The sequence below is a fragment of the Clostridium sp. HMP27 genome, from assembly GCF_000765165.1.
In the GTDB taxonomy this organism is placed as follows: Bacteria; Bacillota; Clostridia; order Clostridiales; family Clostridiaceae; genus Clostridium_AK.
In genome coordinates, this window is sequence record NZ_JMFY01000015.1 from 1 (window position 1) to 15751 (window position 15751).

The 15751-nt window shown below is 31.3% G+C and carries 16 protein-coding genes and 1 riboswitch; of the genes, 11 read left to right on the top strand and 5 right to left on the bottom strand.

The genetic code is table 11. The features are described 5' to 3' along the window. Positions 1–58: 58 nt before the first annotated feature. Positions 59–559, bottom strand: a complete 501-nt coding sequence (locus tag DP68_RS07235; protein ID WP_035307956.1) for a TspO/MBR family protein — start codon at positions 557–559, stop codon at positions 59–61. A gap of 259 nt (positions 560–818) precedes the next feature. Here DP68_RS07235 and DP68_RS07240 point away from each other — a divergent pair, with 259 nt between their 5' ends. The 7 genes from DP68_RS07240 (at position 819) to DP68_RS07270 (ending at position 8846) form a co-directional block, all read left to right on the top strand. Next, positions 819–2516: a methyl-accepting chemotaxis protein gene (locus DP68_RS07240; RefSeq protein ID WP_035307957.1), complete on the top strand. Its 1698-nt coding sequence runs from the start codon at positions 819–821 to the stop codon at positions 2514–2516. Between the two features lie 280 nt (positions 2517–2796). Beyond that, positions 2797–3567, top strand: coding sequence for a formate/nitrite transporter family protein (locus tag DP68_RS07245; protein WP_035307958.1), 771 nt, complete (start codon positions 2797–2799; stop codon positions 3565–3567). A 12-nt stretch (positions 3568–3579) separates the two neighbouring features. Next, entirely contained in the window at positions 3580–4605 is a 1026-nt protein-coding gene (asrA, locus tag DP68_RS07250) for an anaerobic sulfite reductase subunit AsrA (RefSeq protein ID WP_035307960.1), read from the top strand. After that, the gene (gene asrB / locus DP68_RS07255) at positions 4598–5395 is read left to right on the top strand and encodes an anaerobic sulfite reductase subunit AsrB (protein WP_035307962.1); all 798 of its coding nucleotides are present in this window, start codon (positions 4598–4600) and stop codon (positions 5393–5395) included. The genes asrA and asrB overlap by 8 nt, the downstream gene beginning before the upstream one ends. A 14-nt stretch (positions 5396–5409) precedes the next feature. Continuing rightward, positions 5410–6378 (top strand): sulfite reductase subunit C, encoded by a 969-nt coding sequence (gene asrC / locus DP68_RS07260; protein ID WP_035307964.1) that lies wholly within the window; start codon positions 5410–5412, stop codon positions 6376–6378. A 148-nt stretch (positions 6379–6526) separates the two neighbouring features. Further along, on the top strand, positions 6527–6961 hold the full coding sequence (locus tag DP68_RS07265; protein ID WP_035307966.1) for a hypothetical protein: 435 nt from the start codon (positions 6527–6529) through the stop codon (positions 6959–6961). A gap of 276 nt (positions 6962–7237) precedes the next feature. After that, positions 7238–7403, top strand: a riboswitch (M-box (ykoK) riboswitch). 195 nt (positions 7404–7598) lie between these two features. Beyond that, positions 7599–8846 carry an Nramp family divalent metal transporter gene (locus DP68_RS07270; RefSeq protein ID WP_035307968.1) on the top strand — a complete coding sequence of 416 codons (1248 nt, stop codon included), beginning with the start codon at positions 7599–7601 and terminating at the stop codon, positions 8844–8846. 117 nt (positions 8847–8963) lie between these two features. On the opposite strand, the gene DP68_RS07275 is transcribed toward DP68_RS07270, so the two are convergent. Beyond that, positions 8964–9725: a CPBP family intramembrane glutamic endopeptidase gene (locus tag DP68_RS07275; protein ID WP_035307970.1), complete on the bottom strand. Its 762-nt coding sequence runs from the start codon at positions 9723–9725 to the stop codon at positions 8964–8966. Positions 9726–9758: 33 nt separating this feature from the next. Next, positions 9759–9944, bottom strand: coding sequence for a DUF6440 family protein (locus DP68_RS07280; RefSeq protein ID WP_035307972.1), 186 nt, complete (start codon positions 9942–9944; stop codon positions 9759–9761). Between the two features lie 266 nt (positions 9945–10210). On the opposite strand from DP68_RS07280, the gene DP68_RS07285 reads away from it, so the two are divergent. Further along, positions 10211–11425 (top strand): voltage-gated chloride channel family protein, encoded by a 1215-nt coding sequence (locus DP68_RS07285; RefSeq protein WP_081957122.1) that lies wholly within the window; start codon positions 10211–10213, stop codon positions 11423–11425. Positions 11426–11438: 13 nt separating this feature from the next. Next, positions 11439–11912 (top strand): methylated-DNA--[protein]-cysteine S-methyltransferase, encoded by a 474-nt coding sequence (locus DP68_RS07290; protein WP_035307974.1) that lies wholly within the window; start codon positions 11439–11441, stop codon positions 11910–11912. A gap of 125 nt (positions 11913–12037) precedes the next feature. Here DP68_RS07290 and DP68_RS07295 read toward each other — a convergent pair whose 3' ends face one another. Beyond that, entirely contained in the window at positions 12038–12493 is a 456-nt protein-coding gene (locus DP68_RS07295) for a DUF2892 domain-containing protein (RefSeq protein WP_052085696.1), read from the bottom strand. Between the two features lie 232 nt (positions 12494–12725). On the opposite strand from DP68_RS07295, the gene DP68_RS07300 reads away from it, so the two are divergent. Further along, positions 12726–13715 (top strand): hypothetical protein, encoded by a 990-nt coding sequence (locus DP68_RS07300; RefSeq protein WP_052085697.1) that lies wholly within the window; start codon positions 12726–12728, stop codon positions 13713–13715. A gap of 17 nt (positions 13716–13732) precedes the next feature. After that, entirely contained in the window at positions 13733–14197 is a 465-nt protein-coding gene (locus DP68_RS07305) for a pyridoxamine 5'-phosphate oxidase family protein (protein WP_035307976.1), read from the top strand. A gap of 194 nt (positions 14198–14391) precedes the next feature. Here DP68_RS07305 and DP68_RS07310 read toward each other — a convergent pair whose 3' ends face one another. Further along, positions 14392–15330 (bottom strand): DUF2935 domain-containing protein, encoded by a 939-nt coding sequence (locus tag DP68_RS07310; protein ID WP_035307979.1) that lies wholly within the window; start codon positions 15328–15330, stop codon positions 14392–14394. Between the last annotated feature and the right edge of the window lie 421 nt (positions 15331–15751).

Sequence of the window (15751 nt, forward strand, 5' to 3'; positions counted from 1 at the left end):
TTCTACATTTCCTAGTACCTTGTACCTAACACCTAGAAAAAATGCTCTGGATTTTTTCTCACATTTCATTAAGCATCCATATAGAAAAATTCAAAACTCCTGCAAAAGATACCCAAAGTATATAGGGAATTAAAAGATAAGCTGATATCTTATCATGTTTTGCAAACTCAAAGGTGGTTAAAAGAATAAACACAAGAAGTACAAGCAATTCTATGAAAGCAAGTCCATAAAGGTTAAATCTAAAAAATATGAATGTCCAAAGTAAATTCAAGCCAAATTGAATGAAATAATATACAAGTGCTCGTGTAACATCTTTCCCTTCCTTTTTTAATAATAATATTCTATAAAGAGCAATGGACATAAGTAGATATAGTATTGGCCACACAACTGCAAAGACCCATCCTGGAGGAGAGAATGCTGGCTTTATTAAGTTTGCATAATTTTCGCTGTTTGACATTCCTAGAAATCCAGATAAGATTCCAGCTCCTTCTGTTAGAACTATGACGATAATCAACAACAGAATACTTTTTTTATTATTGACTTTAAATATGTTTGTCATTGTAACTACTCCTTTTAATATTAACCAATATAAATATATTCCTTAGATCTTAGTTTATGCAATAAAAGTGCCACTTACATAGCGAGTGTTATGTTTAGTTATCGTTAGTTGCTACGAATAATATAGTACAGGCATAAATAAAACTTTGATTGTTTATAAAATTGTAAAAAATATTAGATACATATGTAACTAAATTAGTTTACAATAAAAAAATGCAGGATTATATCAAGTGTTTAGCAATTAAAAGGGGATGAAAAAAATGAAAAGTATAAAAATAAAAATCATATTTCCAATTTTTATGATGTTTATTCTTTTTACAAGTATCACAATTGCCCAAATTAGGGCTGTACAAAATAATTTATTAGAAGTAAAACAAATGAATGAAAAATACTTTGCTACCCTTTCGAAGGCAGAGGAGTTAAAGTTAAATGTTGTTCAAGTTCAACAGTGGCTTACAGATATTAGTGCAACAAGAGGAGCAGAAGGGTATAATGATGGTTTTGAAAATGCAGAAGAGCATGCAAAGGGTGCCAAAAAAAATTTACAGGAACTTATAAAAATTAATCCTGAAAATAGCGGTCAGATACAGTCTATTGAAAAATCCTTTGAGCCTTATTATGAAACTGGAAAAATTATGGCTAATGCATATATTACTGGAGGTCCTGGTAAAGGAAATGCTACAATGCTTAAATTTGATAAAATGGCAAAGGAGGTAAATGAACAAGTAGATAGTTTTAAGAATACCTCTAATGAAAATATAAAAAATGTTATTGCAGATATACAAAGAGACATATATGTAACAATGGGTATAATGGGAGTTTCAATTATTATAGCTATAATAATACTTATTATGGCATGGTCATATGTTTCTAAGAAAGTTGTAAAGCCTATTTTTAATGTATTAACCAAACTTCGTGAAATGGCAAATAGCGAAGGAGACTTAACTCAACATATTGAAGTTAAAAGTAATGATGAGATAGGAGAGCTTGCGCAAAATATAAATTTACTTCAAGATTCTTTTAGAAATATAATATCTACAATTACGTGCGAATCTTCTCAGGTAGGTAATATAGTTAATAAAACAAATAATAATATACAAGATCTTACATTGCAAATTGGTAATGTACTGAAAACCACAGAAGAAATGGCAGCAAGCATGGAAGAATCTGCAGCTTCAACAGAGGAAATGGATGCATCAGCTATAGAAATTGAAAAGGCTATTGAAGATATTTCTTCTAAAGCTGAAAATGGAACTGAAGTTATAAAGGAAATCAGTAAGCATGCAGAAGAGTTAAAACAAAATGCAGTAGTTGCTCAGCAAACTGCACAAACAATAGGTATGGCAGCCAATAAAAAATTAACTGATGCTATAGAGCAATCAAAGGCAGTAGAGGAAATCAGTTTACTTACCGATGCAATTCTACAAATAGCTTCACAAACTAATCTGCTTGCACTAAATGCATCTATTGAGGCAGCAAGAGCAGGGGAAGCTGGTAGAGGGTTTGCAGTTGTAGCTAATGAAATTAAAAAACTTTCAGAGGATTCAAAGAATGCTGTAAGTAAAATTCAACAAGTCACAAAACGAGTAATGGATTCTGTGGGAAATTTAAGTGAAAGTTCAAGTGAGATTTTAGACTTTATTAAACAAAATGTAATAAAGGATTATGAATCTTTAGTAAATACTGGGGAGCAGTATTATAAGAATGCTGCTTACATGGAGGACTTTGTTTCAGGTTTAAGTAAAGTATTAGATGAGATAACAGTTTCAATGGAAAGTGTAACAAAATCCATTGGCGAAGTAGCTGCATCAAATAATGAAACAGCACAAGGTACTGAAAGTATTGCAGAAAGTACTACTGAAGTTTTTGATAAATCAAATGAAGTGCTTGAACTTATAAATACCACAAGTGAAAGTGTCAATAAGCTTCAAGGAATGGTTGCAAAATTTAAAGTATAAATGTATCTTCATTAAAACTGCTGAAGGATGAAATTCAGTGAGCTGAATTTCTAAAATATTTTAAGCCTTGGAACGCAAAAATATTTTAGTACAGCAGCTCAGGAATTTGCAAGAACTTATACGAAACAAATAATAAATGTTACATTTTATTTAAAATTTAATAATCAAAAAATTATAAAAAATATTTAGAAAATATAAAAGTATGTGATAAAAATCACATACTTTTATGTTTTTATCATTTAAAATCATATATGTAAATTGATTAGAGAGGAGATCTATCATGTTTGGTGAAGAAATTAACAAAGTTGGAAATGCAGGAGAGGCAAAAGCAAAATTATTAAAAAGCAATCCTTTTGGTTATACAATATCATCAGCATTAGCAGGAATTTATGTAGGAATTGGTATAATACTTATCTTTACAATAGGTGGAATTTTTAGTGCAGCAAATTCACCAGCTACTAAAGTTTTAATGGGAGCTTCATTTGGAATTGCATTAAGTCTCGTAATAATGGCAGGATCAGAATTATTCACAGGGAACAACATGGTCATGACAGTATCTTCTTTAGATAAAAAAACAACTTGGGGGGAGACCTTTAAAGTTTGGATTGTATCATATATTGGAAATTTCATAGGTTCAGCACTTTTAGCACTTATGTATGTAAAAAGTGGACTTGCATCAGGACCAATAGCAAGCTTTATAGTAAAAACTACCGAAACAAAAATGAACTTACCTTGGGATCAATTATTATATAGGGGAATACTTTGTAACTTGCTCGTATGTTTAGCGGTATGGTGTTCATTTAAGATGAAAGAAGAAGCTTCAAAATTAATTATGATATTTTGGTGTCTATTTGCATTCATTACATCAGGTTTTGAGCACTCAGTAGCAAATATGACATTACTTTCAATAGGACTTTTAATTCCACACAGTGGAGCAGTGACATTAGGTGGGCTTTTCCACAATCTTATATTTGTATCAATAGGAAACATGATAGGTGGAATAGTTTTTGTAGCGCTTACCTATTTTAATATAGCAAAACAAAGAAAGTAAGAGGTGGATATAATGGGATTAAAGATAAGAAGACAAGATTTTAACAATATTATCAAAAGTTTATCAAAAGAGTATAAAGTTTACGCACCAGTAACCTTAGTTGGTAAAGGAAACTTTTCAGATACAGATTCTATAAGATATGAAGAAGTTAAAGATGGAAAAAATATAAATTTAGTAGATAAATCACATTTTTCATATAAGGAAGTTATACTTCCAACAACTCAAACATTATTTTACTTTACTGAAGATCAGTGGATGGAACCTAAAATAGATGATAAAAAGATATTAGTGTTTTTAAGAAGCTGCGATATGCATGGTGTAAAAAGGGTAGATCAAATTTACTTAAAAAATGGAGCAGAAGATCCTTATTATAAGGCATTAAGAGATAAAGTAAAATTTGTTTTAATAGGATGTGAAAATTCCTTTGAAAATTGCTTCTGTACATCCATGGGTACAAATAAGACAACTGATTATGATATGGCAGTAAATGATGGAGGAGAGTACATTGAAATCGATGTAAAAGATAATAATCTTTCAATATACTTTGAGGGAGTAGAAGCAGAAGCTTTAGATGTTACTCCAGCTTATGTAGAAAGTAATGATATAGATGTAAACATTCCAGATGAAAACAACATAGATCTTGGAGAAGTGGCTAAATTACCGTTATGGAATGAATATAACGCAAGATGTATAGCTTGTGGAAAGTGTAACTTTGTTTGCCCAACTTGTACATGTAACTCAATGCAGGATATATTCTACAGAGATAATAAAAATGCAGGAGAAAGAAGAAGAGTTTGGGCATCTTGTCAAGTAGATGGTTACACAACTATGGCAGGTGGACATGGATTTAGACAAGATAAGGGACAAAGAATGAGATTTAAAGTTCTTCATAAAGTTTATGATTTTAATAAGAGATTTGGGTATCATATGTGTGTAGGATGCGGAAGATGTGATGACGCATGCCCACAATATATATCATTCTCAAATTGCGTAAATAAATTAAGTGATGTTCTAGAAGGAGGAAAGGCTAATGAATAATCCATACATTCCTTTTAAATCTGAAATATTAGATATAAAGAAACATACTGACATAGAATATACATTTAGAATGGAGTACAAGGGAGAAGCTAAGGTAAAGCCTGGTCAGTTCTTTGAGGTTTCAATTCCAAAGTACGGTGAAGCTCCAATATCTGTTTGTGGAATAGGCGACGGCTTTGTAGAATTAACTATAAGAAGGGTCGGAGTAGTTACAGATGAAGTACACAAGTATGAAATAGGCCAAAGCTTCTTTATGAGAGGACCTTATGGAAATGGATTTGATGTAGAAAACTATAAAAATAAGGATTTAGTTATAGTTGTAGGTGGAACAGCACTTGCACCTGTTAAGGGAGTTATAGATTATTTTCACAAAAACAGAGAAGAATGTGGAAACTTTAGCTTAATAGCAGGATTTAAAAATGTAGATAGCGTGCTATTTAAAGATGACATAGAAGCATGGAAAAGTAACATAGATGTAACAATTACTGTGGACTCTGCAGAAGAAGGATATAAAGGTAACGTTGGACTTGTTACAAAATATATACCACTTTTAAATTTAAAAGATAAAGAAAATGCTCAGTTTATAGTTGTAGGACCACCTGTAATGATGAAGTTTGCAGTGGCAGAGGTTTTAAAACTTGGAACAGAAGAAAAGAATATCTGGATTTCTCAGGAAAGAAAGATGTGCTGTGGACTTGGAAAATGCGGACATTGTAAAATTGGAGAAACATATATTTGTTTAGATGGCCCTGTATTTAATTATACAGAAGGTAAAAAGCTTATAGATTAGGAGGGAGATTAACTATGGATATAAATACTAAAGCTTTAAAGAAAAACGCCTTTAGAGTAACTAAAGAAAGAAATAAGACAGCTTTAAGAGTGAGAGTACCAGGGGGACATCTTCCTTCAAAGGTTTTACCTGTAATATATGAAATAGCTGAAAAGTACGGAAATGGAAATGTACATGTGACTATTAGACAGGGTTTTGAAATACCAGGAATTGATTTTGATAAGATGGACGAGGTAAATAAATTAATTCAACCTGTAATAGATGAACTTCAGATAAATCAAAATGATAAAGAAAAGGGATATTCAGCTGCAGGTACTAGAAATGTATCAGCTTGCGTAGGAAACAAGGTATGTCCTTTTGCAAATTATGATACTTCAAAGTTTGCAGCAAAAATAGAAAAGGCAATATTCCCAAATGATTATCATGTTAAAATTGCATTAACAGGATGTCCGAATGATTGTATAAAAGCAAGAATGCAGGACTTTGGAATAATGGGTATGACAATGCCTCAGTATGATGCTCACAGATGTATATCCTGCGGTCGTTGCGTAACTAATTGCAAAAAGAGAGTAACAGGAGCTTTAAAACTTGAAAACTTTAAGGTAGAAAGAGATCACGAAAAGTGTTTGGGCTGCGGCGAATGCGTAGTAAAATGCCCAAATAATGCTTGGACAAGAAGTGATGAAAAATATTACAAGCTTGCTATCATGGGTAGAACAGGAAAGAAAAATCCACGTCTTGCAGAGGATTTTATAAAATGGGTAGATGAAGAAAGCATAATAAAAATAATATTAAATACTTATGATTATATTAATGAATATATAGATAAAGATGCTCCAGAAGGAAAAGAGCATATAGGTTACATCGTAGATAGAACAGGTTATGAAGAGTTTAAGAAATGGGCTCTTAAAGATGTAAAATTACCAGAAATTGCAGAAGTTGCAGATAATATTTACTGGAGCGGAATTAAGTACGCTAAATAGGAGAGTGCCACCCACATGACAAGTGGCAAGTTTAATCAACTTGCCACTTGTCATGTGGGTGGCACTTTGATTAAAAAAATTTACTAGAAGCTATGAGAACAATATTTTTTAATTAATTTTAGGGTACACTAATCTTGAGGTGATTGGGATGAAGGTAATTAAAAAAATCATAGCAATTTTAGCTATTTTATTTATATTTCCGGCAAGTATTTATGCAAAGGATTATAACAATATAGAAATTTATGATATAAAAAAAGATCAACTGATAAAAACAGTTCATTCTAATAGTGAAATTGAAAATTTGGTAATAAGCTATCTTCAAGGAATAGATGGAATATATGCAAAGCTTAATCCCATACCAAAAGAAGGATATGCAATTAAAGTTTCTTTAGAATCACCGTTAGTATTACAAAATGAATGGATAAATAATATAGTAGACCAAGCAATTATAGTACTTCCCAAAGAAGAAGGACCTAAGTCATTTTTTATTATTTTTGAAAAAGAAGATAAGTTGATGTGCTTTACGTTTAAGGGAGATGTAGAAGTATTGTTAGAAAAATTACAATTTAAGGTAGTTCAATAAAAATTTTTATATATTATACCAGAATCAATAAATTGATAACTATTTGTAAAAAAATTATAAGATATACATAAACACAGAGGCAAAGGTATCTAATAGCCATTTTAATGATGCACATAAAGGAATATCATCTCATAATATAAAGAGTGTAGAAGTTAGTTTTTTAGTTCAAAAAATAAATCCTACAGAAAGTACAGTAGGAAATATTGATTAAATAATATTGACAAGTGCTATAAAAAGAATTATTTTAAATAAGGTATAAATTAATCTTTTAACTTAATAGTATATTGTTAGGTGAGGCTCCTATATTAGATATATGCTACTGCCCAAAAATATCGAAAGATGCCAATGGGTCAACAGGTACTGCCGAATTAAGGTTTTACTTAATGTAGCTGGAACTATTCCAAAGCTGTATAGTGCTAAAGCTCAACGAAGGATATAGTTTTCTAGTTGTTGTTTTATAGAGCCTTTTTTGAGGCTCTTTTTATTTTTTATCAGGAGGTGAAATTAATGGAGACAGACCCTAGTTATTTATGGACAAGTAGAATACAACTATTAAAAATTAATAAGTGCAGAGAAGTTCTGCCTCCATTAGTGGAAGTAAAAGAATGTTCTCTCACAAAATAGGGAGGGCAATTTTATGAAGAAAAAGAATAAACTTTTATTTATACTAAGTATTATAGGACCAGGACTTATAACTGTTAATGCTGGTAATGATGCAGGTGGCATAGCCACTTATGCAACTGTAGGTGCTTCCTACGGCTATAAAATGCTATGGGGACTTTTACTAATAACCTTTAGCTTAGCTGTAATTCAAGAAATGAACGCTAGAATGGCTGTAGTTACGGGAAAGGGACTATCAGATTTAATAAGAGAAAATTATGGTGTGCGATGGTCATTATTCGCAATGAGTGTATTATTTATAGCTAACTTTGGAGTATGCGTTGGAGATTTTGCTGGAATTGCTGCAAGTATAGAGCTATTTGGCATCAGCAAATACATTACTGTGCCTATTATGGCAGTTTTAGTATGGTTACTCATAACAAAAGGTTCCTATAAGAAAACAGAAAAGGTTTTTTTAGCATTTACATTTATATTTTTTACTTATATTATAACATGTATAAGGGCTCATCCGAACTGGAGAGAGGTTATGAAAGCAACAGGGACACCTACAATAGATTTTAGTAAAGATTACATTTTAACATTTATAGGAATGATAGGAACAACAATAACACCATATATGCAATTCTTCCTTCAATCCTCAGTGGCAGATAAGGGCATTAGCATAAAGGAATATAAGTACGAAAAATTAGACGTATATTTAGGTGCTCTTTGGGGAGACTTAGTGTCATTTTTCATAATTGTTTGTACAGCGGTAACTCTATATAAGGCTGGTATTAAAATAGATAGTGCAGAGCAAGCTGCTATGGCTCTAAAACCTATTGCGGGTAATTATGCTACAATACTTTTTGCCCTTGGATTATTTGGTGCTTCAGTATTAGCTACAATGGTAATTCCATTATCAACTACCTATGCTATTTGTGAAGCATTTGGACTTGAAAGCGGATTAGATAATTCTTTTAGAGAAGCAAGGGCTTTTTACGGTATATTTACGTTCATGATTATATTTAGCTCTTCTTTAGTACTAATACCTAGATTGTCTCTTGTAGGCATCATGCTCGTTACTCAACAAATTGCAGGTATGTTGTGTCCAGTAATTCTTATATTCATGATATTGTTAGTAAATAATAATGAGATTATGAAGGAATATACAAATAATAAGCTTCAAAATATAATAGTATATATAACAGTAATATTTATTATTACTTTATCTACGGTACTATTTATATATCCGGTATTAGAGAAGTTAATAATATTATGGAGGTAAATTTAGATAGGACGTTATAAACTAATATTAGAATTGTCTAATATGCATAAAGTTATATATTTTTTAAGAGCCTCCTATATCATAGTAGGCTCTTTTTATTCTAATTATTTGAATCTATTATTCCACCCAAATAAGTGGAATTAAGCTAAGTGCTAGTCCAATCCCAAGTATTACACGGATATAAAGTGAAAGCCTTAAGTCATTTCTTTTCCAAACTAAATGTGCAAATGGCCAATAAAAAAGTAAATTACTAAAAAGTTGCCATGGAGCATGAAAATGATATATACAAAATAATATGGCATTTATAATAGGTGAAACAGATTCATACTCTGAAATTCTAGGAAGCAGGTATCCTCTAAAATATAATTCTTCTATCAAGGGTGCAATGATTCCTAACACAATAAAGCAAAGTATAAATGTAACTATTAAAGTAGTGGTAGAGTATTTTGGCGCATTGTATATAATGTCATTTACATTAAACCATTCGGGTAAAAAAGAAAAAATTTTATTTATAATTATTGGATCTATTACAAGTCCTATAAAACCAAGACATACAGCTCCCCAAATTACTAGAGCAGGTATCAATAAAAGATATTCATCCAAAGATAATTTTCTCTTAAAGTCAAACAATTCTTTTAAGGACATTTCTCCATTAATCTGTTCCCCCTGATAAAGTAAGTATCCAAGTTCAAAGGGAAGGGCTGTACAAATCATAGAAAGTATAAAAGCAAACATAGATGGAAATCCATATGCCACTGCAATAGGGGCAGTAAGGCAGTAAAAAGTAAGTGAAAGTAATCCTGGGAATAGGTGCAAAAATATTGATTTTAAAATAGAATGTTGTTCTATAGTTTGATTAGTTAAAGCTTCTTGAGACATAAAATCACTCCTTAAACACTGAAGAAATACTTATTATTTTTCTGCAGGAGAAATTACAGGGTTTCCTTCTCTATCTAAAAGGACAGTAAGTCCACCGGCATATCCATCGTAGGTAAACAAATAGTTTACTCCTGTTTTCTTATCAACGATTATCTTATAGCCCGAGAGTTTTCCCTGTTTGTAAACTACCTGGAACCTATCTTCACCTTTATTAAACATAAAATTCCCCCTTAATTTTATCCTCTATCTATATATACTAATTGACCTATATGTAATATCACTAATAAAAAAATTTCTTTGCATAATTTATTAAGTTATTTATACTAGAATAGTATAATAAAATTATGACATTTTAAGATAATGTTGAAATCTCAATCAATGGAGGAAGGAAGAAAGTTTTGAATGAGTTTAAAAATAAAGTTCTAAACCTGGCACAAGGGAAAGAGCATGCAGCTCTTACGTTGAATTTCATAAAGTGGATAGCTATGGGGAGCGTAGTAGGGCTTGTAGTGGGGCCATTGTCTGTATTATTTCTATGGAGCTTAGAGTTTGCCACAGATAAAAGAGGTGAGTATCCATGGCTTTTATATCTGCTGCCTATTGGAGGAGCATTAGTAAGCTTTATATATATAAGGTTTGGAAAAACGTCTTCACAAGGCAATAATTTAATACTTGAGCAGATTTATAAGGGAGACGGAGAAGTACCTTTAAGAATGGCGCCTTTAGTTTTTTTAGGTACGATTATAACTCATTTGTTTGGTGGTTCAGCAGGTAGGGAAGGAACCGCTGTTCAAATGGGAGGAAGTATAGCTGAATTTATAGGAAAGATATTTAAAGTTGATAAAGCTGACAGAAGGCTTCTTCTAATGTGTGGAATAAGCAGTGGGTTTAGTTCTGTATTTGGAACGCCGCTTGCTGGTACAATCTTTGGAATGGAGGTTGTAGTAATAGGCCATATGCATTATGAAGCATTAATTCCTTGTTTTACGGCAAGCTTTGTAGGAAATTTAGTGGCAACTTATTTAGGTGCTAAGCATAGTCATTATGCCCTTACTGGAATACCAGATATGACTTTGATTGTTACAGCAAAAGTAATTATTGCGTCTATACTATTTGGAATTATAAGTATAGCTTTTAGCGAAATGGTGCATAGTTTAAAGAGAGTATTTTCTAAATACTTTAAAAGCGGAATGGTTAAAAGCTTTGCAGGTGGACTTATAGTAATAATTCTTACATATATAGTAGGAACTCGTGATTATTTAGGACTAGGAACTCCAATGATACTGAGCTCTTTTGAAACTGTAGTATCCCCACTTGCATTTTTATGGAAGCTTATTTTTACATCCATAACTTTAGGTGCAGGATTTCAAGGAGGAGAGGTTACCCCTTTGTTTTTTATAGGGTCAACCTTTGGCAATGCTATATCTTCCATAATAAATCTATCACCTTCATTTTTAGCAGGACTTGGACTTGTTGCGGTATTTTGTGGTGCTACCAATGCTCCTATTTCATCCTTTGTACTTGGACTAGAATTATTTGGGGGACAGGGAATGATTTACATATTTATGGCATGTGTAATAAGTTATCTTTTTTCAGGACATTATGGAATATATACATCCCAATTAATTGGCGTAACTAAAAGTAAGATACTTCAAATGCCTAAAGGAACTACGGTAGGAAGTGTTAAGAATAAAAAATAAGGAGGAATACACTTTGAAAAATGCATATAAGGCTTACTATAATTCACCAATTGGAATAATTGAAGTTATATCAAATGAGAACGGGATTTTATCTGTAGACTTTGTTGAAAAACAAGAGGATACATCAGAAAGACAGCCAGAAGTACTAATACAGTGTATAAAAGAACTGGATGAATACTTTAAAGGACAGCGTAAAAGTTTCACTGTAAAACTAGAAATTCAAGGTACTGAATTTCAAAAAAAGGTTTGGAATGAGCTTACAAGAATACCTTTTGGAGACACAGTAAGTTATAAATATATTGCGGAAGCTATTGAAAATCCTAAGGCAGTTAGGGCCGTTGGAAACGCCAATCACAACAATTCTTTAGGAATAATAATACCTTGCCACAGGGTAGTTGGAACAAATGGTAAGCTTACAGGTTATGCAGGAGGGGTTTGGAGAAAAGAGTGGCTGCTTCAGCATGAAAAGAAATTTGGACAGTTTTGATATTGAATCTTAAGAATGATATTTGCATTTAGGAAGATGGTTCACTACGCAAAGAATCTTTAATACTTGTTCAATGTCTTCTACAATGCAAATACCATATTATATGTTCAATATTAAAATATCACCTAGTCAAAATCTCCTCTAAGAATTTTAAGTGCTGTAATTTCAGCTAGAAGTTCATAGGGAGTTTTTTTGCCTAGTGATCTTATTATAGGAAGTGGAGGACACCAGCCTTGGATAGCATGCTGAAGGAGAAAGGCTGAAACTCCACAGGAAAGAATAAGCCATTTTCTATTTACGAATTTACCCAAAATTAAGCTTGCAAGTATTACTGCAGCAGCATTGGCTTCTAAAATTCTTTCTGTATCCCATTCGCTTTGTAGTTCATCTATTCTTTTAGAAATTTCAGTTCTATCTTTTGTTTTATAATAAACTATATTTTTATAAATTCCATTAAGTATTTTTTCATTAGACTTTATATTTGTATTTAAAGCAACTCTATTTACACTCTTAGGAATAAGCCTATCATCTGTATATATGTCTTCTGTAAGCAATTTTTCAATAGCAGTTAATATATCCATTAAAAATCTCACCTTTCTAATTTAATAGGGTTATTTTATGCATTTAAAAGATGCATATACATAATAGTAAGAAAGGTGTTAAATAAATACTTTTATATTTATGACGTTACATAATTTCATTTATAGTAATTTTAGTCTATGCAAATTATTGAACAAACCGAAGTTGTTATAATATTTCCTGAGTCAAATCAATATACTTTAAAAGAAGCTTATTGATTTAATTGGAGGAAATATGACAAAAGCTAAAGGAAGAATTTTCACAGTAATCAGTTCACTTTTAATAATTTTATTAGGAGGGCTTTTATATTTAAACTTTTATGGTTCTAGAGATAAAGCAATTATGGTTATGGGTGGACAATTTCAAAAGCAGCCTGTTGAAAAAGAAGAACATAATATAACTTATCCAAAGACAGATACTGAAAGATACTTTCGTCCATCTAAACTTAGTATTTTAAATGATAAGAATTTTGATTATAAATTCTTTGATTTGTTTTCAGAAAAAGACTCTTCAAAAAATACACTTCCTGAATACCTTTTAAAGACTCCAGAAGGTACTATAATAAATTACTTTAGCATTTTAAGAGAATCAGAAAACTTAGATGAAAATAAAATGGGCGGATGCGGAACAATAGGCAATGCTAAATATCCATATCCTGCAGCCTATGCATTTTTATCATCAAGTTATAAGGGGAAATTAAGTTATGAAAAGTATCTTAAATCTTTTAAAAATATAGCGCATATAAACTTGATTAAGTTGAAAAGAGTGCCCTTTGATTTAAGTTATCCTACAAGTTTAAGATATTTTATAGAAATTGAAACTATAGAAGGATCAGAAAAGGATGGAACATATTTTTCTTATTATTATGGATATATATACCTTTCGCAAGAAGGAAACGGATATAAAATAGAGAATATAGATTTTTATGGAGAAGATTTTTTATGTGCAGCTTATCATGGATGGGCGCATAATGCTGAGGCATCCGTACTTATTAGGTATGGAAATTGGTGTTCACTTGTAAAGAAACTTCAGCCTACCAAGCAGGATGGATATGTAAAAAAGATATATTTTGAAGGTACAGATGGGCATGATTATTTAATTGAATTTATACAGTTAACCAACGATACAGATGTGGAAATAGCGCAATATAGAAAAATTAAGGATGGCAAATGGGAATTTATAAGACTTAACCCAGAAAAGTGTTTGGAAGATAAAAAGGAGTAAAATAGAGGAGGATAAAAATGTTTAGAGAAATCAGAAGAAAAGACAGAGGTATAGATACAACAGATGCTATAGAAATATTAAGAAAAGGTGAGTATGGAATTTTATCGACAGTAAATGAAGAGGGATATGCCTACGGTGTACCCCTTAGCTATGTTTATATCAATGATGCAATTTATTTTCATTGTGCAGTAACAGGACATAAACTTGATAACATTAAAAATAATAGCAAGACATCCTTTTGTGTTGTGGGAAAAACTCAGCCTATAGCTGAAAAATTTACAACTAATTATGAGAGCGCAATAGTTTTTGGAAAGGCTGAAGAAGTGTATAGTGAGGAAAAATATAATGCACTTATAGGAATATTGGACAAGTATTCGAAAGACTATATGGAGCCAGGAATAGAACATATTAAAGAAGCAAATAACAGGGTAAAAGTTATAAAAATATCTATTGAAAATGTTACAGGTAAGGCAAGAAGATAATATAAAAATATTACGACATTTTAAGATAATGTTGAACCTACCGTATAGAATTTGCATCTAGGAAAGCGTTCATTTCGCTAAGACCGACTAATATTTATAAATAAAGTCGCTCTAAAGCTCATTCAATGCTTTCTTAAATGCAGAACCCATACGGAAGATTTAACGTCGTAATATCCTTTAAAGTTCACTAAAATTTATTTTTTTGTCTTACTATTTATATCCAAGCTTTTAAGTGCCTTTAAGTAATGATTTGCTTCTCTTAAAACGTGATCAGAAAGTAGGGGCAATATTATAGATTTTACTTTGCAAGAAAGTATGCCTTCTGTTCCTTGAATTTTGAAATCTCTAAGTTTTGTAGTAGCTTTTAAGCTATCTCTAGTTACTTCTTTAATTTTTGACATATCATCAAAAAGTTTTAATGCTCTCTTATTTAACTCATCAAATTCATCGCCAAACTTATCAGCCATTTCAATTAATACTTCTTCTGTTGGATCTAACATTCCCCTTATAAATTTTGAGTGTTCTGCCATAATTTCATTCCAGAAGCTTTCCTGTTTAACGATTTCTTTATTTATGTCCATATCAACTCTTTTTTGTAGCTTTGTAAGCATACTAAAATAAAACAATGCTTCTTCTAGCACATGTTCTGTAAGTGCAGGGTAAAGTCCTATAAACATCTTGCATTTAAAAACATTTTCTTTTAGCGTTGATTTTATTTTAATAACGGTATTCATGACATCCATGATTTTTTGATTTAATGAAAATACTTTTTCGGTAAGTCCTTTAGTAGTCTCCATAGCATTGAATTTAGGGAGTGCAAGTTCTGCCTTTGTAAATTTTGTGTCAATTGGTAAGCCGGTATAAAATTCTGTAGTGTCTTCAGCTTTCAATGTATATTTTGTAACTATATCACCAGTTTCGTCCACAGCTGGAGATATAACTCCTCTTGATAACATTATTGTATGTCCAAGCAACTTTTCAAGATTGGATTTTAAAGTATTAATATTACCCATTAAGTAAGCGTCTTTAGGCATAAGGAAAGCACTTACAAAGATTAGATGTTCCTTCATTATTCGTAAGAAGAATAAGTTTAGTTCTAATGAATTTTTTACAAATTGCTCGTTAGAAAGCATGATTTTCTCCTTTATTTTATAACTTACATAATTAGTATATTTGAATAGGTTACTAAAGGTTCATCATATTATAGAAATAGTATGATATTTTAAGATAATGTTGAACCTACCGTATAGAATTTGCATCTAGGAAAGCGTTCATTTCGCTAACAGTGGCTAATATTTACAAATTCAAAATGCCTAAGCATCCTAAACTCGCTGTGGCTCAGACAGTAGGAGGCTCTATACGGTATTTTAAATTTATAAATAAAGTCACTCTGGAGCTTATTCAATGCTTTCTACTATGAATTCTGTATTGTAGAAAGCATTGAACAAGCAATTAGAAGCTTTTATCTGTCAACTTAAATCAGCGTAAAGAACTTTCTGCTGTTTGAGCGTAAGCGAGTTTAGAAAGTTTAGGAGATTTAAATTGACAGATATT